Origin of the sequence: Candidatus Pelagibacter sp. Uisw_134_02, from assembly GCF_047720265.1 — a bacterium.
Taxonomy (GTDB): Bacteria; Pseudomonadota; Alphaproteobacteria; order Pelagibacterales; family Pelagibacteraceae; genus Pelagibacter.
The window spans coordinates 718,664-741,055 of sequence record NZ_CP159813.1; the positions used below are offsets into that span (position 1 = coordinate 718,664).

24 protein-coding genes and 1 tRNA gene are annotated in these 22,392 nt (G+C 28.7%); 7 read left to right on the forward strand and 18 right to left on the reverse strand.

Translation table 11 applies throughout. The features are described 5' to 3' along the window. Positions 1 to 6: 6 nt before the first annotated feature. Both ABXT56_RS04025 and ABXT56_RS04030 read left to right on the forward strand, forming a co-directional pair. Entirely contained in the window at positions 7 to 561 is a 555-nt protein-coding gene (locus tag ABXT56_RS04025) for a thioredoxin family protein (protein WP_415299438.1), read from the forward strand. After that, positions 561 to 1,643, forward strand: coding sequence for a glycosyltransferase family 4 protein (locus ABXT56_RS04030; protein ID WP_415299439.1), 1,083 nt, complete (start codon positions 561 to 563; stop codon positions 1,641 to 1,643). The genes ABXT56_RS04025 and ABXT56_RS04030 overlap by 1 nt, the downstream gene beginning before the upstream one ends. Here the strand turns inward: ABXT56_RS04030 and ABXT56_RS04035 are convergent. From ABXT56_RS04035 to ABXT56_RS04045, 3 genes are read right to left on the reverse strand one after another with little or no spacing between them, the layout of a single operon-like run. Next, positions 1,640 to 3,142, reverse strand: coding sequence for a tripartite tricarboxylate transporter permease (locus ABXT56_RS04035; RefSeq protein ID WP_271492753.1), 1,503 nt, complete (start codon positions 3,140 to 3,142; stop codon positions 1,640 to 1,642). The genes ABXT56_RS04030 and ABXT56_RS04035 overlap by 4 nt on opposite strands. After that, positions 3,139 to 3,609: a tripartite tricarboxylate transporter TctB family protein gene (locus ABXT56_RS04040; protein ID WP_415299440.1), complete on the reverse strand. Its 471-nt coding sequence runs from the start codon at positions 3,607 to 3,609 to the stop codon at positions 3,139 to 3,141. The genes ABXT56_RS04035 and ABXT56_RS04040 overlap by 4 nt, the downstream gene beginning before the upstream one ends. Positions 3,610 to 3,638: 29 nt before the next feature. After that, positions 3,639 to 4,619 (reverse strand): tripartite tricarboxylate transporter substrate binding protein, encoded by a 981-nt coding sequence (locus ABXT56_RS04045; protein WP_415299441.1) that lies wholly within the window; start codon positions 4,617 to 4,619, stop codon positions 3,639 to 3,641. Positions 4,620 to 4,839: 220 nt separating this feature from the next. On the opposite strand from ABXT56_RS04045, the gene ABXT56_RS04050 reads away from it, so the two are divergent. After that, the gene (locus tag ABXT56_RS04050) at positions 4,840 to 5,916 is read left to right on the forward strand and encodes an AbrB family transcriptional regulator (RefSeq protein ID WP_415299442.1); all 1,077 of its coding nucleotides are present in this window, start codon (positions 4,840 to 4,842) and stop codon (positions 5,914 to 5,916) included. Here the strand turns inward: ABXT56_RS04050 and ABXT56_RS04055 are convergent. Next, complete coding sequence (locus ABXT56_RS04055; RefSeq protein WP_415299443.1) at positions 5,908 to 6,840, reverse strand: glycosyltransferase family 9 protein; 933 nt, start codon at positions 6,838 to 6,840, stop codon at positions 5,908 to 5,910. The genes ABXT56_RS04050 and ABXT56_RS04055 overlap by 9 nt on opposite strands. Positions 6,841 to 6,872: 32 nt before the next feature. Here ABXT56_RS04055 and ABXT56_RS04060 point away from each other — a divergent pair, with 32 nt between their 5' ends. After that, entirely contained in the window at positions 6,873 to 7,262 is a 390-nt protein-coding gene (locus ABXT56_RS04060) for a DUF6165 family protein (RefSeq protein WP_415299444.1), read from the forward strand. Here ABXT56_RS04060 and ABXT56_RS04065 read toward each other — a convergent pair. Genes ABXT56_RS04065 through mtnP form a run of 8 tightly spaced genes read right to left on the reverse strand, consistent with a single transcriptional unit; the run spans position 7,256 to position 14,140 of the window. After that, complete coding sequence (locus ABXT56_RS04065) at positions 7,256 to 7,930, reverse strand: ABC transporter permease (protein WP_415299445.1); 675 nt, start codon at positions 7,928 to 7,930, stop codon at positions 7,256 to 7,258. The two genes, ABXT56_RS04060 and ABXT56_RS04065, sit on opposite strands and share 7 nt — an antisense overlap. Then, complete coding sequence (locus ABXT56_RS04070) at positions 7,930 to 8,622, reverse strand: ABC transporter permease (protein ID WP_415299446.1); 693 nt, start codon at positions 8,620 to 8,622, stop codon at positions 7,930 to 7,932. The genes ABXT56_RS04065 and ABXT56_RS04070 overlap by 1 nt, the downstream gene beginning before the upstream one ends. 45 nt (positions 8,623 to 8,667) lie before the next feature. Further along, positions 8,668 to 9,528: a transporter substrate-binding domain-containing protein gene (locus ABXT56_RS04075; protein WP_415299447.1), complete on the reverse strand. Its 861-nt coding sequence runs from the start codon at positions 9,526 to 9,528 to the stop codon at positions 8,668 to 8,670. A 59-nt stretch (positions 9,529 to 9,587) separates the two neighbouring features. After that, positions 9,588 to 10,628, reverse strand: coding sequence for an adenosylmethionine decarboxylase (speD, locus tag ABXT56_RS04080; protein WP_415299448.1), 1,041 nt, complete (start codon positions 10,626 to 10,628; stop codon positions 9,588 to 9,590). A 7-nt stretch (positions 10,629 to 10,635) separates the two neighbouring features. After that, positions 10,636 to 11,268 (reverse strand): class II aldolase/adducin family protein, encoded by a 633-nt coding sequence (locus ABXT56_RS04085; RefSeq protein ID WP_415299449.1) that lies wholly within the window; start codon positions 11,266 to 11,268, stop codon positions 10,636 to 10,638. Continuing rightward, positions 11,268 to 12,344 carry an S-methyl-5-thioribose-1-phosphate isomerase gene (gene mtnA / locus ABXT56_RS04090; RefSeq protein ID WP_415299450.1) on the reverse strand — a complete coding sequence of 359 codons (1,077 nt, stop codon included), beginning with the start codon at positions 12,342 to 12,344 and terminating at the stop codon, positions 11,268 to 11,270. The genes ABXT56_RS04085 and mtnA overlap by 1 nt, the downstream gene beginning before the upstream one ends. After that, the gene (locus tag ABXT56_RS04095) at positions 12,345 to 13,271 is read right to left on the reverse strand and encodes an alpha/beta hydrolase family protein (RefSeq protein WP_415299451.1); all 927 of its coding nucleotides are present in this window, start codon (positions 13,269 to 13,271) and stop codon (positions 12,345 to 12,347) included. Then, a complete protein-coding gene (gene mtnP / locus ABXT56_RS04100) occupies positions 13,268 to 14,140 on the reverse strand; it encodes an S-methyl-5'-thioadenosine phosphorylase (protein ID WP_415299452.1) in 873 nt (290 codons plus the stop codon). The genes ABXT56_RS04095 and mtnP overlap by 4 nt, the downstream gene beginning before the upstream one ends. A 41-nt stretch (positions 14,141 to 14,181) precedes the next feature. Here mtnP and ABXT56_RS04105 point away from each other — a divergent pair, with 41 nt between their 5' ends. Then, complete coding sequence (locus ABXT56_RS04105) at positions 14,182 to 14,709, forward strand: adenine phosphoribosyltransferase (RefSeq protein WP_415299453.1); 528 nt, start codon at positions 14,182 to 14,184, stop codon at positions 14,707 to 14,709. On the opposite strand, the gene ABXT56_RS04110 is transcribed toward ABXT56_RS04105, so the two are convergent. Beyond that, complete coding sequence (locus ABXT56_RS04110) at positions 14,703 to 15,611, reverse strand: glycosyltransferase (RefSeq protein WP_415299454.1); 909 nt, start codon at positions 15,609 to 15,611, stop codon at positions 14,703 to 14,705. The two genes, ABXT56_RS04105 and ABXT56_RS04110, sit on opposite strands and share 7 nt — an antisense overlap. A 53-nt stretch (positions 15,612 to 15,664) precedes the next feature. Here ABXT56_RS04110 and rfbB point away from each other — a divergent pair, with 53 nt between their 5' ends. Beyond that, positions 15,665 to 16,681, forward strand: coding sequence for a dTDP-glucose 4,6-dehydratase (gene rfbB, locus ABXT56_RS04115; RefSeq protein WP_415299455.1), 1,017 nt, complete (start codon positions 15,665 to 15,667; stop codon positions 16,679 to 16,681). Beyond that, the gene (locus ABXT56_RS04120; RefSeq protein ID WP_415299456.1) at positions 16,678 to 17,547 is read left to right on the forward strand and encodes a sugar nucleotidyltransferase; all 870 of its coding nucleotides are present in this window, start codon (positions 16,678 to 16,680) and stop codon (positions 17,545 to 17,547) included. Before rfbB ends, ABXT56_RS04120 begins: the two co-directional genes overlap by 4 nt. Here the strand turns inward: ABXT56_RS04120 and ABXT56_RS04125 are convergent. The 5 genes from ABXT56_RS04125 to ABXT56_RS04145 all read right to left on the reverse strand — a co-directional run bounded on the left by ABXT56_RS04125 (position 17,548) and on the right by ABXT56_RS04145 (position 22,284). Beyond that, positions 17,548 to 17,624: transfer RNA gene (locus tag ABXT56_RS04125), tRNA-Met, on the reverse strand. A 52-nt stretch (positions 17,625 to 17,676) separates the two neighbouring features. Then, positions 17,677 to 18,660 carry a Gfo/Idh/MocA family protein gene (locus ABXT56_RS04130; RefSeq protein WP_415301389.1) on the reverse strand — a complete coding sequence of 328 codons (984 nt, stop codon included), beginning with the start codon at positions 18,658 to 18,660 and terminating at the stop codon, positions 17,677 to 17,679. 2 nt (positions 18,661 to 18,662) lie between these two features. Then, positions 18,663 to 19,538, reverse strand: a complete 876-nt coding sequence (locus ABXT56_RS04135) for a hypothetical protein (RefSeq protein ID WP_415299457.1) — start codon at positions 19,536 to 19,538, stop codon at positions 18,663 to 18,665. Positions 19,539 to 19,579: 41 nt separating this feature from the next. Then, the gene (locus ABXT56_RS04140) at positions 19,580 to 19,798 is read right to left on the reverse strand and encodes a hypothetical protein (protein ID WP_415299458.1); all 219 of its coding nucleotides are present in this window, start codon (positions 19,796 to 19,798) and stop codon (positions 19,580 to 19,582) included. Positions 19,799 to 19,839: 41 nt separating this feature from the next. Further along, complete coding sequence (locus ABXT56_RS04145) at positions 19,840 to 22,284, reverse strand: GcvT family protein (RefSeq protein WP_415299459.1); 2,445 nt, start codon at positions 22,282 to 22,284, stop codon at positions 19,840 to 19,842. Positions 22,285 to 22,392 lie beyond the last annotated feature (108 nt).

Genomic DNA, 22,392 nt, shown 5'->3' on the forward strand with positions numbered 1-22,392 from the left:
TATAACATGCCGATAAAAACTCCAATATGTGATTTTGGACAAGCAGCTAAAAGCTTTGAATTAAAATCAACTAATAACAAAATTATCAATTTAAATGATGTTATAGGAGAAAATGGAACATTAATAATGTTTATTTGTAATCATTGTCCTTACGTTATTGCAGTAATCAAAGATATTATTGAAGATTATAAAGATTTAAAAAAATTAGGTATTAAAGCAGTAGCAATATCCTCTAATGATACAATTAATTATCCAGAAGACTCGTTTGATAAAATGATAAAATTTCATAAAGATCATAATTTTAACTTTCCTTACTTAATTGACGAAACTCAAGAGATTGCAAAAAGTTATGGTGCGGTGTGTACACCAGATTTTTTTGGCTACAACAAAAACTTAGAGCTTCAATATAGAGGGCGGATTAGAGAATTAAAAAATTTAAAACCAATAAAATCAGGTGAAAGTGATTTATTTAAAGCTATGAAACAAATAGCTAAAACTGGCAATGGCCCTAAAGATCAAATTCCAAGCATGGGTTGTGGAATAAAGTGGTCAGATAACTAATGTATCTAGTAGTCACAAGATCTTTTCCACCAGAAATTGGTGGTATGCAAAATTTAATGTGGGGTCTTGCGAATGAACTTTCAAAAAACTACATGATAAAAGTTTTTGCTGATTATCATGAAAATTATAAAACTTTAGATGAAAAAGTTTCTTTTTCTATTGAACGTATTGGTGGAATAAAACTTCTTAGAAAATATAGAAAAGCTCAACTCATTAATGAATTTATTAAAGAAAATAAAATTGATGGTATTATTGCTGATCATTGGAAAAGTTTAGAGCATCTTAAAACTAATAAAAAAAAGATATGCTTGATCCATGGTAAAGAAATTAATCATGAGAAAGGTACCTCTCTTAACAAAAGAGTATTAGAGGTTTTAGATAATGTTGAAACTATTGTTGCTAATTCTGAGTATACTAAAAATTTAGCTATTTCATTGGGGGTTCAGCAAGATAAAATTATAGTTATTAATCCTGGTGTTGATCTTGTTGAAGAATTAAATAAAAAGACTTTAGATAAAGTAGAGAATTTATTAAAACATAAATCTCCGCGACTTATTACTGTTTCTAGATTTGATAAAAGAAAAAACCATGAAAAAGTAATCATGGCACTTCGAAATTTAAAACAAGTCTACCCAAGTATTATCTACATTTGTGTGGGTTATGGCGATGAAGAAGAAAATATTAAAAAATTAGTAGCCGAACTAAGTCTTCAACCCCAAGTGATGTTCTTCAAGGATATCTCTAATGAATTAAAAAATGCATTAGTTGCTAAATCAGATATTTTTGTCATGCCTTCAGTTGTTCATAAAAAATCTGTTGAAGGATTTGGTATTGCTTATGTTGAGGCTGCACAATATGGATTGCCTTCTCTTGGAGGAAAAGATGGAGGTGCAGCAGATGCAATCGAACATGAGAAAACAGGTTTAATATGTGATGGTAATGAGTTAGATGAAATTTACTCATCAATTAATTTAATGTTAGAAAATAATAAATTCCATGAGTATGGAAAAACTGCCAAAGAAAATTCTGCTAAATTTAAGTGGAGTACGATTATTGAAGAATATAAAAAAATTCTAAACTAAATCTTTTTATTTTTAATTGTTTTATAAATTTGCCATCCAACAATTAGAATTGTAAATCCTATTATTATAGCAGTAAGAGGTCTGTCCCATAAAAAAGTCCAAGAACCATCACTTATTAATAAAGATCTTCTTAAATTTTCTTCCATTAAGCCACCAAGGACAAAGGCTAATATGAGTGGTGGCATTGGAAAATCATATAAGCGCATAAAAGTTGCCACTACAGCAATTCCAATCATTAAATAAATATCAAAATTATTAAATGACATTACGTAAATTCCTGTAATTGAAAAAAATAGAATAAGTGGAATTAAATAGTTTTTAGGAACCGCAAGTATTCTTGCTATGTAGGGTATTAAAGGTAAGTTTAGAATAAGTAACACTACCATTCCAATGTACATAGACATAATAACTGACCAAAAAATTTCAGGATTAGTTATATAAAGTCTAGGCCCTGGTTGAATTCCAAATCCTAATAAAGCCCCAAGCATTACCGCAGTAGTTCCACTTCCAGGTATTCCTAAAGTTAATAAAGGAACAAAGGCCCCAGAACACGCTGCATTGTTTGCAGTTTCTGGTGCAGTTAAACCATGAACACTTCCCTTACCAAATTTTTCTTTTTCTTCATCGCTAACAAAATTTCTTTCCATTCCATAGGCTAGAAATGAAGCAATAGTTGCACCAGCTCCAGGTAAAACTCCAATTAAAAAACCAATAACAGAGTTTCGAGGAATAGCTTTTAACATTTTACCTCTCTCTTCTTTATTTATCTTAATTGAACCTAGTTCTGTCAATGAAACTTGTTTGGCAACTGCAGATGGGTCATTTCGTTTTAAAATAATTGTTAAGGCTTCACTCATAGCAAAAGTTGCCATTACAACTAAAACAAAACTTATCCCATCAGATAAATTCATATTATTAAAAGTAAATCTTGTAATATCAGATAATGAATCTTGCCCAACTGATGCTAGCATTAAACCTAAAACAACCATCATCATTGCTTTTAAAAATTGACCCTTTGATGAAAAGGCTGCAATGGCTGTTAAACCCAAAATCATTAAAGCAAAATAATCTGGTGACCTAAAAGATAAACTTACTTTAGATAAGCTTGGTGCAAGAAATAATAAATAAATTGAAGCAAGGGTTCCACCTGCAAAAGAACTCCAAGCAGCAATAGCTAATGCTTTTCCAGCTTTACCTTGTTGAGCCATAGGATATCCATCAAATGATGTTGCAACAGTTCCAGGAACACCTGGAGCATTTAATAAAATTGATGAAGTTGATCCACCAAATACTGCACCATAATAAACACCTGCCATTAAAATTAATCCAGTAGCAGGATCAAAACCATAAGTAATAGGTATCATTAATGCAATTGCCGTCATTGGTCCAAGACCTGGTAGCATTCCAATGATGGTTCCAAAAAAACAACCAATCATAACCATAAAAATGTTTTGGAACGTAAGAGCTGTTTTTAAACCGATTAAAATTCCTTCGATCATCCCATAACTCCAATTAGTTTTAAAAATGGATCTCTTAGATAAATTTCAAGCACTCCATGTAAAAGGTACATAAAAGCACCCACAAAAGGGAAAGAGAGTAAAAATATTAATTTCCACCTTCTCTCACCTAACGCATAATAAGAGGACGCTAGAAATAGAGAGGTAGTTAAGAAATAACCTATCTTTAATATAGTTGCTCCATAAATAATTGCTATGATCACTAGTATAGCAGTTTTCTTGTACTCTAAATTATTATGATCAACTTTAATGGTATTAGGCTCTGGTAAAATAATTTTTAAACCAGAAAAAAATAAACCTGCATAACCTAAATAAATTGGAAATGTTCTGGCATTAAAAGGTGCGTTTTCATCAAATGAAAAAACCTGAATTTGATACGCAATATATAAATAGAATGCTGAGAAAATAAAAAAGAGCAGTGATATAATTTTAGTAGTATTTATATTCACTGCTCTAATTTTTAAATAATCCTAAAGGATTATATAACTCCTAATTTCTTCATAAGAGCTGTCATTTCTACAGTTTGTGCATCTAAGAATTTAACAAAATCCTTATCTGAGTTATAAATATTAACCCAAGCATTTCTTTTTCTAACAGCTTCCCATTCAGGAGTTTTCATAACTTTACCTAACATTGTAGATAAAGCTTTTTTATCTTTATTGCTCATATTTGGAGGTCCAAAAAATCCTCTCCAGTTTACAAACTGAACATCATATCCTTGTTCTTTAAGAGTTGGTGCATCCGGTGCATCAGCTATTCTTGAAGGAGCAGTAATACCAATAATTCTTACTTGGTCTCTTGCACCCATAAGTTCACCTAAACCTGTAGAGATAATTTGAGTTTCTCCAGATAAAAGTCCAGCTAACGCTTTTCCACCAGCATCATAAGGAATGTAAGCAACATCATTTGGATTAGCACCAGCAGCTTGGAAAGCTAAAGCACCAATTAAATGGTCCATACTTCCTCTTACTGATCCACCCGCCATTTTGATAGAGCTTGGATTCTTTTTATATGCATCAACTACATCTTTAAAGTTTTTGTAAGGTGAGTCTTTTGCAACTGCAATCGCACCGTAGTCACCAATTACACCAGCGATTGGTGTAACATCTTTATAAGATAAAACTCCAGATCCTGTAACATAACCTTCGTGTCTAGTAATAGATCTTAAAACTAGCGGCGTAGATTGCACTAAAATTGTATTTTTAGGTTGAGTGTTAATCATGAAAGCTAAAGCTTTTCCACCACCACCACCTGACATATTTTCAAATGATGCTCTTTTTAACATTCCTGATTTTGTTAAAGCTTCTCCAGTACCTCTAGCAGTTCCATCCCATCCACCACCAGCACCACCACCAATTACAAAATGGATTTTATCCATTGCGATTGAATTTGTTGCTGTTGCAGAGAATAATAGAATTGCTGAGAATAATACTGAAACTAATTTTTTAATGTTTTTCATTATATTCCTCTATTGTTAGTTTTTAATATTTGCAGTTAATTACAGTATCATTATGAATGCAAGTTATCGTATTGGATACAACTTGACGTTGATTTTTTTTCTTGCTTAACTGGTGAGTATTCTCTTTAATATTTTAATAATAAAAAAATAGATATCACTAATTGCGAGAATTTATTTTCTGCTATCTTTTTTAAGGTAAGTGATAAAAGAATATTTGTTAATGAAAAATTCTTCTATTCAATTTAATTCCTCTAACATTAAAGAATTATTTTCTAAAAAATTTCTATTAGTTATTTTAATTTCTATCCCAAGTGCAATTGTAGCTGACTATTTTAATATACCTTTAGCTTGGATGCTTGGCCCTATGCTTGCAGTTTCAATTGCAGCATTAAGTGGAATAAAAATTAAAATGCCAAAAATAGCTTTAAGTTCAATTTTAATAGTTCTTGGTCTTCATATTGGAAATTATATAGATCAAAATTTAATCAATCAGATGACTGAATGGGTGTGGACTTCAATAATAATGTTTGTCTATATTTTGATAAGTATTTTAATTGTATCTAAATATTTACAAAAGTTTTCAGGTTATAATGTTAAAACTTCTATTTTTTCAGCAGCACCGGGTGCACTAGGACCTTTAATGATATTAGCTGAACATGAAAAATCTGATTTATCTCAAGTTGCTACATCACATTTAATTAGGTTAATTATAATAATAACTGTCATTCCCTTTTTTGTTGTTAATTATTCAACAAATGAAGTTCTAGTAATTGAAAAATTTAATTACTTAGATCAAAATCATTTTCATCTTTTAATCCTCTTAATAGGCTCAATATCATTAATTTTTATATTTGATAAAATTGGTGTGCCTGCTGCATTATTATCTGGAACACTAGTTGCAAGTGGAATTCTGCAAATATCTGAAGTTGCTTCCTATAAATTACCAGATGAAAGTATAAATTTTTGTTTGCTTATTTTGGGTGCCTCTGTTGGTTGTCGTTTTGCAGACAAATCATTAAAAGAAGTTGCGGGTAATACGTTCCATAGTTTGATTGCAACTGCAATACTAGTAACTCTTGGATTGTTAGCTGCAATTGTTGCCACATACTTTGTGGATACCAATTTCTTAACTCTACTCTTATCTTTCTCTCCTGGTGGAATTTATGAGGTAGCAGTTATTGCAATAGCTTTTGATTTAGATCCCAACTTTGTAGCATTTCATCATATTATTAGATTACTGATGATACTGTTTACCATTCCTATAATATTGAAAATTATTGGTAAGAAATTAAATTAATATTTTTTCTAAAACTTTAGCTGCACTTAATTTTTCTAAATCATCAACTTGTATTGCTTTAAAGTTTTCTCGTTCAATACTAACTTTAAAAGCAGTTGTGTGTTTACCAAATAAAGCTAAACCTTTTGCACCTAGGTGTGCTGAAATATGAGCTGGGCCCGTATCATTTGCAATAACAAATGAGCTTTCTTTAATCAAACTTGCTAGTTGAGAAATATCTAGAGCTTTCCCTTTATCTAAAATTGAAACAGCATTAATGTTTTTTGCATCATCAATTTCAGATGGTCCTGGAGCAACTACTACTTTAGTTTGGTCTTTATATTTATTTTTAATTAACTCTATTAGCTCATTATAATGAGGCCATTTTTTATGAGTTAGATGGGCTGAACAAAAAGGAAATAAGACAATGTATTTATCTAATTTAAATTCCTGTTTAATATTATCAATGTTAGTGACAGCCCAACTAAAGTTTGGTTTCATGGTGTGCTCTGTTTTAATTCCAGAAGTTTTTAGCTGATGATCAAACCTGTCTAGAACTGGGTTTTTATCAAACTCTTCTTTTAAAGTGTTACTTGGAAGAGTAGTTTCTGAACTAGACCAAGTATTAAAATTTGCTTTTGAAAATAAAATATTTTTATAAAATTTTGTTCTAGATGAGTTTTGTAAATCATAGACTTTTATTATATTCAGTTTCTTTAAGGTTCTCATTAACATGTATAAATAAATTAAGTTAAACCTTGATAGACGCCTATCTAAAATAACATTATGAACAAGTGGGTTTTTTTTAAATAATTCAAAATAGGGTTTTGTTGTTAATATATGTATTTGATCTTCTGAATGGTTTTCAGAAATATCTTGAATTGCCCCACAAGCTTGGGCTATATCTCCTAAAGAACCATGTTTGATAACTAAAATATTAGACATATTTCTAACAACTTAACATAGTATAAATTTTTATGAATAAAATTCTAGTTGAAGTATCTGTGGGTGAACTTTTAGATAAAATTTCTATTTTAGAGATTAAACAAGAAAAAATTAAAGACCCTAAAAAACTAAAATTTATTAATAATGAACATGGTATTTTAAAAGATCAATTAGATAATAATGTTAAATCTGATGAAAAACTTAATACACTTTTTAAGTCACTAAAAGATATTAATGCAAAGTTATGGGTGATAGAAGATGATAAAAGATTGTGTGAAAAAAATTCTGATTTTACTGAAAACTTTATAAAACTATCAAGAGATGTTCACTTTTTAAATGATGACCGAGCTAAAATAAAACTAGAGATGAATAATCATACGGGCTCTAAAATTAAAGAGATTAAAGAATATACTTCTTATTGAAAGCTATATTTTTTTTCTAAATATTTTATTAAATTGTGAATTATGAAGGTCATAAATAAATAAATTCCTCCAGCTGTAATAAATATTTCCAATGGTTTGTATGTGGTAGATACGATGTGTTTAGCAACACCTGTAATATCCATTAATGTAACAGTGCTTGCTAAAGACGTACCCTTCATCATTAATATAATTTCATTACCATAAGCCGGTAAAGATTGCCTAATAGCAACAGGAATTTGAATTTTATAAAAAATAACTTTATTTGAAATTCCTAAACTTTTACCTGCTTCAATAATTCCAGGTTTAATTGTTTGAAAAGCTGATCTTAAAATTTCTGATGTGTAAGCACCAGTATTTAGTGCAAATGCAATTATAGCGCACCAATATGGTTCTTTAAAAATAACCCAAAGAAAAGTTGATCTGAAATATTCTATTTGCCCTAGCCCGTAGTAAATTATAAATATTTGAACTAATAAAGGTGTGCCTCTAAAAAAATAAGAATAAGCATAAGCAAATCTATTGATAATAGAATTTTTACTTAATCTTAAAATTGCAAATAACAAACCAATAAATAAACCGATTATTAGTGATACTGATAATAATTTTATAGTTATAACTGCTGCACTCAATAATTTTGGTAAGCTCGAAGCCATTAAACTTAAATCCATTAAAAACCCCTACTATATTTAACTTCAAGTTTATTAATTAATTTCATGCTTAAAAATGTTAACATTAAATATAAAACTGCAGCAAAAGAATAAAAAAATAATGGATCTCGTGTTGATCCAGCCGCAATATATGATTGTCTCATAATTTCTACTAAACCAGTAACAGATATTAATGATGTATCTTTCAAAGTTATTTGCCAAACATTACTTAAATTAGGAATTGCTAACCTTAACATTTGAGGCATTATTACTTTTAAAAAATAAATATATCTTTTTAATCCTAAAACCTTACAAGCTTCAAACTGACCTTTATCAATTGATTGAATTGCTCCTCTAAAAACTTCTGTAGAATAAGCTCCTGAAATTATACCAATTGCGACTGATCCTGTAATAAAAGCATTTATTTCTATATATTCATTGTAACCAAATATTGATGCTACATACATTATCGCACCACTTCCACCAAAGAAAAAAAGATAAATTACTAGTAACTCTGGAACTCCTCTTATCACTGTAGTGTAAGAGTTTGCTATAAGGTTTAAAAATTTGTTATTAGATAGTTTGAGAGGTGTAAAAATTGCTGAAAATAAAAAACCTATTAACATTGCTGTAATTGAAACAGCAATAGTCATTAGAGTTGCATAAAACAACTCATCTCCCCATCCAGTTTTTCCGAAAGTTAAAAGATCCATATCGAAAGGGCGACTAAATGAATAGTCGCCTTTTCAAAATATTAATTACATAGAAGCATCAAAACCAAAATGCTTGATCGCTAGTCTACTAATAACGCCATCTTTTCTCGCTTGATTAATAGCGTTGTTGAAAGCTTTTAAAAGCTCAGCATCTCTAGCACCTAGTGATCCACCTAATTGAGAAGCTTGTCTTAAGCCAACTCCAACACCATTTCCAAATGCTCCACCAGAAAAAGTTGGTCCAACTAGAATAACTGGTTTTCCAGATTTATCAGCATAGTCAGTAAAAGCTACAGCAGCAGCTAAAGCTACATCGCATCTTCCTGAGGCTAAGTCTAAGTTAACTTCATCTTGTGTTTTGTAAGTTCTAACATTGACCTTTCCTACATCACCAGACTCTAAAAAATTTTGGTGGATAGTTCCTGTTTGAGTACAAACAGTTTTTCCAGCTAAAGCAGCAGTAATTGTTTTAAGAGCTTTTTTAGCATCACTGTTTGGACTTGAAAGTCCAATTCCTGCAGGAGTATCCATTCCCTCAAGACTTGAACCCTTCATTACAGCAAGAGATGCCACTTCATCAGCATAACCTTGAGAAAATGTTATAACTTTTTTTCTCTCGTCAGTGATTGACATACCTGCCATTATTGCATCAAATTTTCTCATTTGAAGAGCTGGTATCATTCCATCCCAATCTTGCTCCACTACTTCACATTGTCTTCCAATGTATCTACATAGTGAGTAAGCTAACTCAACTTCAAATCCAATTAGTTTACCTGAGGCATCTTTTGAATTCCATGGAGGATAAGCTCCTTCAGTCCCAATTCTAATTTTATCAGATGCGTAAACATTTCCGATAATTAATAGAGAAGCAAGAACTGAAAAAATAGTTTTTTTAAATATATTCATTATTTTCTCCTTTGATTAAATAAATATTATTTCATAAATTTAATGAATTAAAAAGAAAATTAATGGTTTATTGATGAAGAAAAATTCCAAGAACAATCAAAACTAGGGATGTAAACTCTAGATAATTTAGTATTCCCAAAATGATGATTAAATACATTTAGCCAACTATCAACTTGTTTGGGCTTTTTATCTTGACTTCCAACTTGAGCTGTAATGACTCCTTTTGGTTTTAATATTCTAATCATAGAATCCATATTTTTAGCTGCAAGATCTATACAAAACTGATCGTCATTAAGGTCTACAAATATATGATCATAAGTATCGTCTTTTACAGATTTGATACTTTCAAAAGCATCACCCCATACACATTTTACAGAATTTTTTTCAGTAGATTTTTTTCCAATATCTCCTAAATGTTTATTACAAACATCAACAACTTCTGGGTCGAGTTCATACCAATCAACAAAACTAAAATCTTTAGAAATACATTCTCTAGCAACACCTCCATCACCACCTCCAATTATAGCAGCTTTTTCATTATCATTATTCAGGTTAAGGCCTGCACCAACAAATGTTGAGCTATATAAATGTTCATCAGTTGAAGCAACCTGTATTTCTCCATCAATGAATAGAGATTGACCAAATTGTTCTAATTCTAAAATTTCAATGTGTTGGCCTACTTTTGATTTAAAATCTTCAAGTACATCATTTACTACATATGATTTTTGCAAACCAGAAGAGCTATAAATATCATGATAAAGAGATTTGGTATCTCTGTTAAATTCTTTTTTAACTATTCTTTTATGTTTAAATTCTTTTTTTACTATATCTAAAGCTATTGATGGTTTTACTTTTCCACATGTAAAAAAATCAAAACTAATAATTCCTTTTTCAGGAAAAGTATGAAAACTGATGTGACTTTCTGCTAACAAAGCAAGAATAGTGAAGCCCTGGGGTTCGAATTTGTATTTTGAAATTTTAAGAACTGTTACTTCTGCGGTTTTTGCAATTTTATAGATAGTACTCTCAAATACTGAGGGATCATATTCCTGAGTTGTACCAATGATATCTAAAGTTATGTGCTCGCCTACTTTAGTCATAAAAAAATTATCCCCTCTTATAATTTTTTGCTTTACTTAAAACTTTATTCATTTCTTTTGATGATAAAATTTTAGGTTTACCAATTTTTAAAGCTTTTATATACTGGTTCGAAAGATTTTCAACCTCTTCGGCTAACTCAAACGCTTTAGATAAATTTTCAGAAAATGCAATCTGTCCGTGATTACTTATTAAACAAGCGTTTCTTTGTTTTAGAGCTTTAAGAATATTTTTAGATAATTCTCTTGTTCCATAGGTTGCATATTTTGCACATTTAATATCTTTACCCCCTGCCATTGCCACCATGTAATGGAATGCTGGTATTCCTTTTCCATGAGTAGAAATTGCCGTTGCACAGCTAGAGTGTGCGTGTACAATTGCTTTAGCCTCTATTTTATCTTTATAAATATCTTGATGAAACCTCCATTCTGAGGATGGTACTCTTTTTTTTTTATCAAATTTACCTTTAAGGGAAACAAAAACTATATCTTTATTTTTCAATGAAGAATATTTAGCTCCTGAAGGTGTTATTAAAAAACCATCCTGAAATCTTGCAGAAATATTTCCAGACCTTAATGCGGAAAGCTTTCTGCTATTTAGCATTTTAGCATACTTAATAACCTCAGATCTTAAATCTTTCATTATCTAAACATCTTCTTTAACGCATCACTTGATGCTTCAGAAATTCCATTTTCTGTAATTAGTCCTGTTATATACTTTGCTGGCGTAACATCAAAAGCAAGATTCATTGCTTTGCTCTTTTTGGGATAAATTAAAACTTTTTTTATTTCATTATTTTCATCCACACCCTCAATATGAGATAACTCTTCTGAATTTCTTTCTTCAATTGGGATATCTTTCCTTTCTTTAATCTCCCAGTCTATAGTAGAGCTTGGTAATGCCACATAAAATGGTACATTGTTATCATGTGCTGCTAAAGCTTTAAGATAGGTACCTATCTTATTACAAACATCTCCATTTGATAAAGTTCTGTCTGTTCCAACAATACACATATCAACCTCACCTCTTTGCATTAAAATTCCACCTGTATTATCTGCAATTATAGTATTTGGAATTGCTTCTTCATTTAATTCATAAGAAGTTAAGTTTGCACCTTGATTTCTTGGTCTAGTTTCATCAACCCATACATGAACTGGAATTCCTTTTTTGTGAGCGTGATAGATAGGTGATGTTGCTGTTCCCCAATTAATAGTTGCTAACCAACCAGCATTACAATGAGTTAATATGTTAACTGTATCTTTCTTTTTGTTATAGATTTCCTCAATTATTTTTAGTCCGTTAATACCTATATTTTCACAAAACTTAACATCCTCTTCACATAGTGTTTTTGCTTCCTTTAAGGCTACTTTTAAAACTTCATTATTATTTACATCTGATAACTTTTTCATCATACGATCTACCGCCCACTTTAAATTAATTGCTGTAGGTCTTGATTTAATTAAATCTTCTGAACTTTGCTTAATAAAATTAGGATCATTTTTTTCCATAATAGCTAAAACCATCCCATAAGCAGCGGTTCCTCCTATTAATGGGGCTCCTCTTACCTCCATTATTTTTATAGCATTGATCGCATCTTTTACTGTTTTAAGATCTTTTATTATAAATTGATGAGGCAGTTTTGTTTGATCAATAATTTTTACTGCTTGATTTTTTTCATCAAACCAAATTGTACGATATTCTTTTCCCTCTATTTTCATTTAAATTCTTGATGCTATATATTCTAATATAATTGGATTATAATATTGAAAGCAATCTGTCATATCCATGTTGTGATATTTTTTTACAGATTCCTTCCATTTTTCACCATTATTAATTCCAATTCTATAGCATTTTTTTTCATTAATTGTTTTATCTTCTGAAATAATTATTCTTTGGACACCTGGAATTTCTTCTACCCAATCAGATAATAATCCCTCATAAGGATCTTTTGGATGTGTAAAAACTAAAACAGATAAATCTTTACTTTTTTTAATTTCATCAATTTGTACTTGTCGCATATCAGCTGGTCCTGAACCTTCTTTTTTTCTAAACTTCTCTAAAGCTTTATCTATTCCAACTTCCTTAACTTTAAAATCTTTAGATATTTTTCCATAACAAGCTTGCATTAATGAAATTCCACCACCTACTTTATCGGGATATCTTGCCAATAGCATCATTGTCATCCACCCTCCACAAGAATGACCTGTTAAAATAATTTGTTTATTTGGAACTCCTTTTGAAACAAATGAATCAATAAGTTCCATATTAGCGTCCAATCTTTTTTCTAATTTAGGTTTTCCTTTATAGGGTGGTTTAAATTTTTTCTTTTTCCATAATCTTTTATCATCACCTGCTAATTTACCTGTGCACAAAAGATAAACCATTATTTCTTTTTCTTTAACTTTTTCTCCAACTAAAGAGGAAAAATTTCTTATACCATTTTTCCACACACAATCTGAAGATTTGCCATCATGACTGTTTTGACCATGATTATAAATAAGAATTATTTTATTTGTTGGATCGTTAATATTCTCATCTTTTTCATAGCTCATTTTATTATTAAGAAAACCATTTTTAAGAAGCTTATCTGCATATAAATTAGTTGAAAAAGTTATTACTATTAATAATAATATTATTTTTTTCATTTATTTAATGCCCTTCCTGCTACAGTTTTTAATTTATCTTTTGTTTTCTGAGTTCTTTTTTCTAAAGCTGTAATAATTGCTACATCCAAACAATTGTTTGTTGGATCTTTTGGATCAATATGTTTTTCAAAAATATCTATAAGGTTTTTAATCATATTCTTAGCTTTAGCTGCATTAGCTAAAAGTACTTTAATTACTTGTTGAACATCTACATTCTCGTGATCTGGATGCCAACAATCAAAATCAGTTACCATTGAAACTGAAGCATATCTAATTTCCGCTTCTCTGGCTAATTTTGCTTCTGGCATATTGGTCATTCCAATTACATCTGCTTTCCATGATCTATATAAATTTGATTCTGCTAATGTCGAAAACTGAGGACCTTCCATAACAACATAAGTACCATTTCTTTGATAATCTATGTTTGATTTATTTATAGCATCTTCACAAGCATTCATTAATCCATTGGAAGTTGGGTATGCCATAGAAACATGTGCAACAATCTCATCATCAAAAAAAGTTTTGCTTCTCGCAAAAGTTCTATCAATAAACTGATCAACTATTACAAATTTACCAGGGGGTAAATCTTCTTTGAGAGATCCTACTGCTGAAACAGAAACTATATCCGTAACACCTAATTGTTTTAGTGCATCTATGTTCGCTCTAAAGTTTATATTAGATGGAGAAACAAAATGTCCTCTTCCATGTCTTGGTAGAAAATAAACTTCTTTATCATTATAATTAGTTTTTAAAATTTGATCTGAAGGTTTTCCCCAAGGGGTGTTTAAATCAAGTAATTCACGGTCTTTAAATTCTTCAACATCATAAAGACCACTCCCACCAATAATTGCTAATTTACTTGTTGTCATAATCAAAAAATTATTTATTTATACTTTTATAATTAACTATTATGAATTTAAAAGATTTTATTAGATCAATTCCAGATTATCCGAAAAAAGGTATTTTATTCAGAGATATTACGACCTTAATTAAGGATGAAAATGCATTTGAAGAATGTATTAATCAAATTATTGAAAGATCAAAAGATTATAAGATAGATAAAATTGCTGCAATTGAGTCAAGAGGTTTTGTGTTTGCCTCTGCTGTTTCATATCTTCTTAAAAAGCCTTTTATTTTATTTAGAAAAAAAAATAAACTTCCTGCTGATACATATTCTGTAGATTTTGAATTAGAATATGGAACAGCAACAATAGAGGTTCACAAAGATTCGATTAAAAAAAATGATTCAGTTTTAATTATTGATGATTTAATTGCAACAGGTGGCACAGCTGAGGCTGCTGCTAAGCTTGTAGAAATGTCTGGTGGAAACGTTGCAGCTTTTATATTTGCTATTAATCTTTTTGATTTAAATGGATCTAATAATTTAATTAAAAAAGGCTATAAAGTAGAAAACTTAATAAATTTTCCAGGTCATTGATATTTTTTATCAACTCTATACGAAGACCGTTTTCCAACTATTGAATTAAATAAACCTAAAAATCTACTTGAGTATTTAACTTGCATTTTCTTATTAAAAGTAGATGTATAAAAAATAACTTTAAATACTGATCTGATTAATTTACCAATATTTTTTTTAACAGCATAAAAATATCCATAATTTTTTTTGTAAAAATAAAAAGTTGACCACATCCAATGCCATTCTCTGAGTTTTTCTGCTTCTAATCTATTTTCAGGGTTGGATCCAAATGACCCTTTATAACCAAGATGATCAATTAATAAATCCTTAGCACTAAAAACATTTCCTTTAATTAATTCTATTCTTTTACACAAATCAAATTCTTCAAAATATAAAAAAAAATTCTCATCAAAAACTTTTCTTGTGTTAAATTTTTTTAAGTTAATTAACATCATGCATCCAGTAACCCAATCTACTTTTTTTAGAGATTCCATTGTTTTGTAATTATAAAATGATTTTTTTTTTTCATTTTCTTTAAATAGACCTGAGGATGAAAAAGATTTATCTTTATTATATGTACTACCTATAATTGTAAAGTCTATCTTTTGATCTAGATATTTTTTTAAATTTTCAAAGAAAGTTTTGTGAAAAACTATGTCTGGATTAGCAACGATTGTAAAATCTGTATCTACTAAATTAAAGCCATAGTTATTTCCTGCTCCATAACCTAAATTTTTGCCAGAGTAGTATATTGATAAGTTTTTATTATGTTTATTTATAATAATGTTTTCTTCTGTTTTTATTGAATTTTCAACAATCTTAATTTTAACATTTGCATCAATTGAATTTATGCAATTATTTAAAATTTCGCTGTCTGTTTTGTAAGTAACTATTACGATTGTAAGGTTTTCTAAATTATTCATTAAATATTAAACTAAATATATACATTTTTTAATTTTAATGTAGAAATTTTACAATGAAAAACATTCTTGTAACAGGTGGTCTTGGATTTATTGGTAGCAATCTAATTGATTTATTAATTTCAAAAAAGTTCAAAGTAATAAATCTAGATAAAATTACTTATTCTTCTAATTTTTATAATACAAAAGAGTATTCTAGTAATAAAAATTATAAATTTATTAAATGTGATCTAAATAACAAAAAAAAATTAAATACTATTATCTTTAAATATAAACCTATTGGTATTTTTAATTTAGCTGCCGAAACTCATGTAGATAGATCTATTGATGATCCAAAAAACTTTATAAATAGTAATATTTTGGGTGTTTATAATTTACTTGAAGTTTTTAAAAAATATTCAAAAATTAATAAATCTAGACTTGTTCATATTTCAACAGATGAAGTTTATGGAGATATTTTAAAAGGTAGATCTGATGAAAAATTTTCTTACAAACCAAGCTCTCCTTACGCAGCCAGTAAAGCTGCTTCGGATCATCTGGTTTATTCCTATGTTAGAACGTATCACATACCTGCGTTAGTAACTAACTGCTCAAATAACTATGGTCCCAATCAACATCCAGAAAAACTGATACCAAAATTAATATACAATATCCTAAATAATAAAAATTTACCTATTTATGGAAATGGAAAAAATTCACGTGAATGGATTTATGTGAAAGATCATTGTGAAGCATTATTTAAAGTTTTTAAAAATGGAAAGATAGGAGAATTTTATAATATAGGCTCCAATAAGAATCTTAATAATCTTGAAATTTGTAAAGCATTGATAAAAATTGCAAAAAATACAATTAAAATTGGAACAAATGTAAAGATTAAATTTGTTAAAGATCGCCCAGGTCACGATGTAAGATATGCTTTAAATAGTAATAAAATATTAAAAAAATTAAAGTGGAAAACCAAAATAAATTTTGAAAATGGACTTAAAAAAACTTTTTTATGGTATCTTGATAATAAAAATTACTACAAATCAATTTCTAAAAAAGATATTATTAAAAGATTAGGCATTAAATGATAAAAAAAGGAATAATACTAGCTGGTGGCATGGGGACAAGAATGAGTCCTTTAACTAAAGCTGTTAATAAACAACTGTTACCTATTTATGACAAACCTTTAATTTTTTATCCTCTTTCCATTTTAATGCTAGCTAAAATTAAAGACATACTAATCATTGTTAATAAAGGCCAATTAAATCAATATAAAAAATTGATACCTAATGGAGATAATTTAGGCATTAAGATTAGTTATTTAGAGCAAGAGAGTCCTAAAGGTCTTCCCGATGCTTTTATTATTGGTGAAAAATTTATTGGTAAAAAAAATGTAGCTTTAATTCTGGGAGACAATTTTTTTTATGGGCAGAATTTATCTAAAATGCTTATTAATTGCTCAAAATTAAATCGTGGTGCTAGAGTAATACTTCATAAGGTACAAAAACCTGAGTTATTTGGAATAGCCAAGGTAAATAATCTAAAAAAAATTACTACTATAAAAGAAAAACCACAAAAATTTTTCTCTGATCTTGCTATAACAGGATTATATTTTTTTGATAACAATGTTGTGAAGTATGCAAAAAAGTTAAAACCCTCAAAACGTGGTGAGCTAGAAATAACAGATCTTTTAAAAAAATATTTATCTTCTAAAAAGCTTAAAGCAGAACAGCTTGGTAGAGGTGGGGCTTGGTTAGACACAGGGTCAATTGAAGATTTTTATAAAACTACTTTATTTGTATCTGCTATTGAAAATAGGCAGGGATTAAAAATTGCCTGTATAGAAGAGATTGCTTTTTTAAATAAATGGATTAAAAAAAAACATATTAAAAAAGCAATTAAGTTTTATGGAAATTGTAATTATTCAAGTTATTTGAAAAAAATTATTACTTAATGGTAGCGGGAAGTGGAATCGAACCACTGACCTCAGGCTTATGAGTCCTGCGCTCTAACCGACTGAGCTACCCCGCCACATAATTATCGTTGATTTATAATAGATTTTTATTTTAGTGCAATTAAGTTTTTATTTTATACCTTGTGTCCAATTATCAAGATATGTCATGTTTTCCAATGATTTGGCTATATCATAGAGTCTAGATTGACTATTATGTTTATTATTTAAAAAATTATTAGAAACACTTTTAATTTGATTGGCATAAATTGAAAAATCAGAATTAATAAAACTTTTATAATATCTATCTTTTTTAAAGATCTCTAAATAGGTTTTTTTTTCAGGAAGCCATGGAAAATTAACAATCATTTGTCCTTTTGTTCCTTTAATAATTGAGTTGTTATCAAAAAATTCTTTTAAACTAATTTTGATATTACATTTAATTTCATTATTAATTGTTAGATTTGCTGATGCAGCAATATCCACATTTGTGTGACAAATCTCTCCAGTTATATTATCAAAGTTAATCTTATTGTAATCTTTTAAAAATAAAGAAATGAAGCTCATAGGATAACATCCAACATCTAAAATTGCTCCACCACCAAGATTTTTATCAAACAGTCTAGATTTAGGGTCAATTTTTCTAACCTTAAAACCAAAAGAAGACTCAATAGAGATAATTTCACCTAATTCGTTATTGTTTATCAAGTCAATTATATAACCAGTTTGTGGATGAGAAAGATATGCTATTGCTTCAAAAAACATAATATTATTTGTCCTAACAAACTTTTCAGCTTCTTTGGCTTCATTGAGGCTAAGACAAAAAGGTTTTTCACACAAAATATTCTTTTTATTAATTGCGCATAATTTAATTAAATCTAAATGAGTATTATTTAAAGTTGAAATATATATTGCATCTATATTTTTACTTTCACAAATTGCTTCATAATTTTCAAATCTTAAGTTTTCTTTAATATTGAATTTATCACCAAATATTTTTAAGTATTTTTTTGTTTTGCTTGATACAGCTACAAGCTTTGCATTATCTACTTCTTTAATTGATTGGGCAAAAATATTTGCCATGTGTCCAGTTCCAATAATCCCCCATTTAATCACTTTCAATTGAACCACTCTTTAAGTTTAATTTTATCTTTAATTAAAGATTCTGGTAGCAAATTGTCAGATATTTTTTTGAGTTTATGGTTAAATTTCCATTTATCTTTATTTTCTTGTCCAGCAAAATGATCATAAAAAACTACTCCTTCATTAATTTTATTTTTTAAATCCTCTGGTGTTAGTCCACTTAATTCAAATTCATCGTGATGTCCAAAGTTTGTCATTTTAGTATAAAGATCTTCTGGTGACATTATATTAGTAAAGTGCCATCCACCATCATTTACTATTTGAACATTTATATTTTTTGTTTTAGAAAAATAAGTATCTAATCTCCAAAAAGGATAACATTTATTCTTCAAATTACGCAGCCAAGACAAAGATTTTAATTTTTTTTTTTTACAAGCTTTTGATCCAAACCAAAACATTCTGTCGTAAAGTAAATTAAATTTATAATAAAAAAAAAGCTGTTTAAAGATATAGATATCACTTTTATTTTTTTTAAATTGAGATGCATTTAAATTTGGAATTTCATCATTATCACTCAAAATAATTAGATCATTTTCTGGAATTTTTTTAATTTCAGACATCATATAATCATAAGATAGTTCAATTCTTTTAATACTGTTCATTCTTTTATATTGATTATTTTCACTTGGACTAATCAAGTGTTCAGGTTCTTTATCTATGATCATATAGATAATTTTGTCTTTATATTTTTTGTAATTATCTAAATCAAAATTTAATTTTTTTTTTTCTCCACTATGCGAATAAGTTGACTCTGTTACAATAAATTTTTCTACATAATCATTCATTGCATGAAAACGTACATCCATCATTAGATGTTCTGAATAAAAAGTTGTACAGTCGTATATCTTCATATAATTTTATACTATAGATGATGTTGTCTATTTGAATTTTTTTAGAAAATTAAAAAAGCTATAACTGCTACCAATGAAGATCCTGAAATAAACAAAATATATTTTTTTTTAATACTTTCTTTTTTGTTTAATTTTACTCTATTAAGCAACATATTGATATCAACAGTTGTTTTTCTATTAAATTGTCTATATTGAAAGTGTCTTTTTTTATTTTGATTTTCTTTATCAATTAATAAATCAGTAATATTGGTTTTTTGCATTCAATAATTTAATCATTAATTATTTGATACAGCAACTAAAATCATAAAAGTCTAGCATGCTTGTCTTTTAATGGAAAGAGTTCTACTTTTACTGGGTATTTTTGTTTAGCAACCTCTATATATAGATCCATTTTATCTAGCTCCTTATTTGAAAATTTTGATTTTACATACCCAAATGATAAATTTTTATTAAAGTTAAAGGAATAATTTCCTGAAGTCGTTCTTCCAATAATTTTATCTTTTAAATAAATAGGTTCCTCATGAAGTAATAATGGTGTACCTGGTTTATTATCTATTATTGAAAGCATTATAAATCTTTTATTTTGTTTTTTATTCTTTATTTTTAATAAACTTTCTTTACCAATAAAATCTATTTCTTTTTTATAACTTATTGCAAAATCTAATCCTGCTTCATATTGATTTTCTTCTGGTGAAATATCGTGGCCCCAATGTAAAAAACCACTTTCCATTCTCATGGTATCCATTGCATGTGATCCACAATGAGATAAATTATGATTTATTCCCTCTGTCACAATTATTTGATAAATTTCGTTAGCATCATGATTGTTTATATAAATTTCAAACCCTAGCTCTCCTACATATGACAATCTTTGTACCCATACCTTTTTTTTACCTATAATAACAAATTTACCATTGCCAAATTTAAATTTTTCATTTGAGAAATCATCTTTTGAAATTTTTGAAATTAAATTTCTACTTTTTGGTCCAAAAATTCCTAGACAAACAAGATCATCAGTTATGTCATTAAATTCTAAACTAGATGATAAATATTTTGCAATATGAGCCCTATCATGAGTTCTTGTTGCTGCTGAACTTATAATTCTATAATGGTTTTTCTCAATACAAATAACAGTCAAATCTGCTTCAATACCACCTGCTTCATTTAGCATTTGTGTGTAAGTTGATCTACCTATTTCATTTTTAATATTAGCTGTACATATTCTTTGTAATTCACTATGAGCATTTTCTCCTTTCAATTCATACTTTGAAAATGGAGATAATTCATACAAACCAACATTGATAACTGTATTTTTTGTTTCCGCCTTAACAGCTGGGTACCAATTTTGATAACCAAAGCTGTATTTATATTCTGCTTTTTCATTATTCAATGCATACCACATTGGTCTTTCATATTCTCCAGATACACCAAAGCAAGCTCCTATTTTTTTTAATTGATCATGATAAGGTAACAATCTTTGATTTCTTGAAGTATTATGTTGTTTGTATGGCCAATGCATTCCATACAAATCACCTAGCGTTTCGGTTACTCTTTCCATAATAAATTTTTTAGATGAATGAAATTTTTGAAATCTTTTAATATCAAGTGAGAATAAATCTTCACTCATATATCCATTAATCATCCATTCTGCTGTAACTCTACCTGCACCACCAGAACTTGCTATGCCTATACTATTAAATCCACAACAAGTAAAAAGATTATTAACTTCGGAACTTTCTCCTAAAAGATATTGAGTATCTGGGGTAAATGATTCAGGGCCTGAAAAAAATTTTCTCACACCAGCTGATTCCAGCAAAGGCAATCTTTGGAATGATTTTTTTAAATAAGGTTCAAAATGATCAAAATCATCTGGAAACTCTCCAAAAGAAAAATCTTCTGGCACCTTCCCTTTATCTTTAAAAGCAGGTTTTGCATTTGGTTCAAATATTCCAACCAACATTTTTCCTGCATCTTCTTTTAAATAAAGACATGAGTTATAATCTCTTAAAACGGGTAAATTTTTAGGTAATTTATCTAAAGGCTCAGTAATTATATAAAAGTGTTCATTAGGATATAGCGGAATACTTATACCGATATCTTCTCCAATTTGTCTTGACCACATTCCAGTTGCAATTACAACATACTCGCAGTCAATTTTACCAAATTTAGTTTGAACACCAATTATTTTTTTATCTTTAATCAATATTTTTTCAACAGGAGTTTTTTCAAATATTTTAGCTCCTTCTATTTTTGCTGCTTTGGCCAATACATTTGTGACACCAATGGGATCAGCTTGACCATCTTCTGGCATATAAACTCCTCCTAAAATGTCTTCGTCATTAATTATTGGATAAAGCTCTTTAATTCTTTCTCTATCAACTGTCTCAACATTAACATCAAATAATTGTGCAGCTGTAGCTTGTCTTAATAGTTCTTGTAATCTTTGAGATGTACTTGCAATAGTAATTGCTCCGTTCTGTTTTAAACCAGTTGATAAACCAGTTTTCTTTTCAAGTTCTTTGTATAGATTTAATGAATATTTTCTCAGACGAGTGATTGTGGCTGATGCTCCTAACTGACCAACAAGGCCAGCAGCATGCCATGTAGTTCCAGATGTAAGTTGATCTCTTTCTAACAATATTGTGTCTTTCCAACCGTACTTTGCTAAATGATAAGCAACAGAACAACCTGCTACACCTCCGCCTATTACAACAACTTTTGCACTATTTGGTAAATTTGTATTCATTTCAAAATAATATCATTACAAAAAAAACTAACAATAAATAATGGTAAAAATTAATATTATGAAAGATGTTATTATAATTTTCTTTTATTGATATTTTCTACTATATAT

Bases quoted from the DNA above. Each gene is read 5' to 3' on its own strand.
- ABXT56_RS04045 (WP_415299441.1), bottom strand. From the start codon at position 4,619: ATGAAAAACATTAAAAAATTAGTTTCAGTATTATTCTCAGCAATTCTA.
- mtnA (WP_415299450.1), bottom strand. From the start codon at position 12,344: ATGAAAATAGAGGGAAAAGAATATCGTACAATTTGGTTTGATGAAAAA.
- ABXT56_RS04050 (WP_415299442.1), top strand. From the start codon at position 4,840: ATGAAAAATTCTTCTATTCAATTTAATTCCTCTAACATTAAAGAATTA.
- ABXT56_RS04105 (WP_415299453.1), top strand. From the start codon at position 14,182: ATGAATTTAAAAGATTTTATTAGATCAATTCCAGATTATCCGAAAAAA.
- ABXT56_RS04025 (WP_415299438.1), top strand. From the start codon at position 7: ATGCCGATAAAAACTCCAATATGTGATTTTGGACAAGCAGCTAAAAGC.
- ABXT56_RS04055 (WP_415299443.1), bottom strand. From the start codon at position 6,840: ATGTCTAATATTTTAGTTATCAAACATGGTTCTTTAGGAGATATAGCC.
- ABXT56_RS04135 (WP_415299457.1), bottom strand. From the start codon at position 19,538: ATGAAGATATACGACTGTACAACTTTTTATTCAGAACATCTAATGATG.
- ABXT56_RS04140 (WP_415299458.1), bottom strand. From the start codon at position 19,798: ATGCAAAAAACCAATATTACTGATTTATTAATTGATAAAGAAAATCAA.
- speD (WP_415299448.1), bottom strand. From the start codon at position 10,628: ATGACTAAAGTAGGCGAGCACATAACTTTAGATATCATTGGTACAACT.
- mtnP (WP_415299452.1), bottom strand. From the start codon at position 14,140: ATGACAACAAGTAAATTAGCAATTATTGGTGGGAGTGGTCTTTATGAT.
- ABXT56_RS04085 (WP_415299449.1), bottom strand. From the start codon at position 11,268: ATGAAAGATTTAAGATCTGAGGTTATTAAGTATGCTAAAATGCTAAAT.
- ABXT56_RS04070 (WP_415299446.1), bottom strand. From the start codon at position 8,622: ATGGATCTTTTAACTTTCGGAAAAACTGGATGGGGAGATGAGTTGTTT.
- ABXT56_RS04110 (WP_415299454.1), bottom strand. From the start codon at position 15,611: ATGAATAATTTAGAAAACCTTACAATCGTAATAGTTACTTACAAAACA.
- ABXT56_RS04065 (WP_415299445.1), bottom strand. From the start codon at position 7,930: ATGGATTTAAGTTTAATGGCTTCGAGCTTACCAAAATTATTGAGTGCA.
- ABXT56_RS04075 (WP_415299447.1), bottom strand. From the start codon at position 9,528: ATGAATATATTTAAAAAAACTATTTTTTCAGTTCTTGCTTCTCTATTA.
- ABXT56_RS04095 (WP_415299451.1), bottom strand. From the start codon at position 13,271: ATGAAAAAAATAATATTATTATTAATAGTAATAACTTTTTCAACTAAT.
- ABXT56_RS04030 (WP_415299439.1), top strand. From the start codon at position 561: ATGTATCTAGTAGTCACAAGATCTTTTCCACCAGAAATTGGTGGTATG.
- ABXT56_RS04145 (WP_415299459.1), bottom strand. From the start codon at position 22,284: ATGAATACAAATTTACCAAATAGTGCAAAAGTTGTTGTAATAGGCGGA.
- ABXT56_RS04060 (WP_415299444.1), top strand. From the start codon at position 6,873: ATGAATAAAATTCTAGTTGAAGTATCTGTGGGTGAACTTTTAGATAAA.
- ABXT56_RS04120 (WP_415299456.1), top strand. From the start codon at position 16,678: ATGATAAAAAAAGGAATAATACTAGCTGGTGGCATGGGGACAAGAATG.
- rfbB (WP_415299455.1), top strand. From the start codon at position 15,665: ATGAAAAACATTCTTGTAACAGGTGGTCTTGGATTTATTGGTAGCAAT.
- ABXT56_RS04035 (WP_271492753.1), bottom strand. From the start codon at position 3,142: ATGATCGAAGGAATTTTAATCGGTTTAAAAACAGCTCTTACGTTCCAA.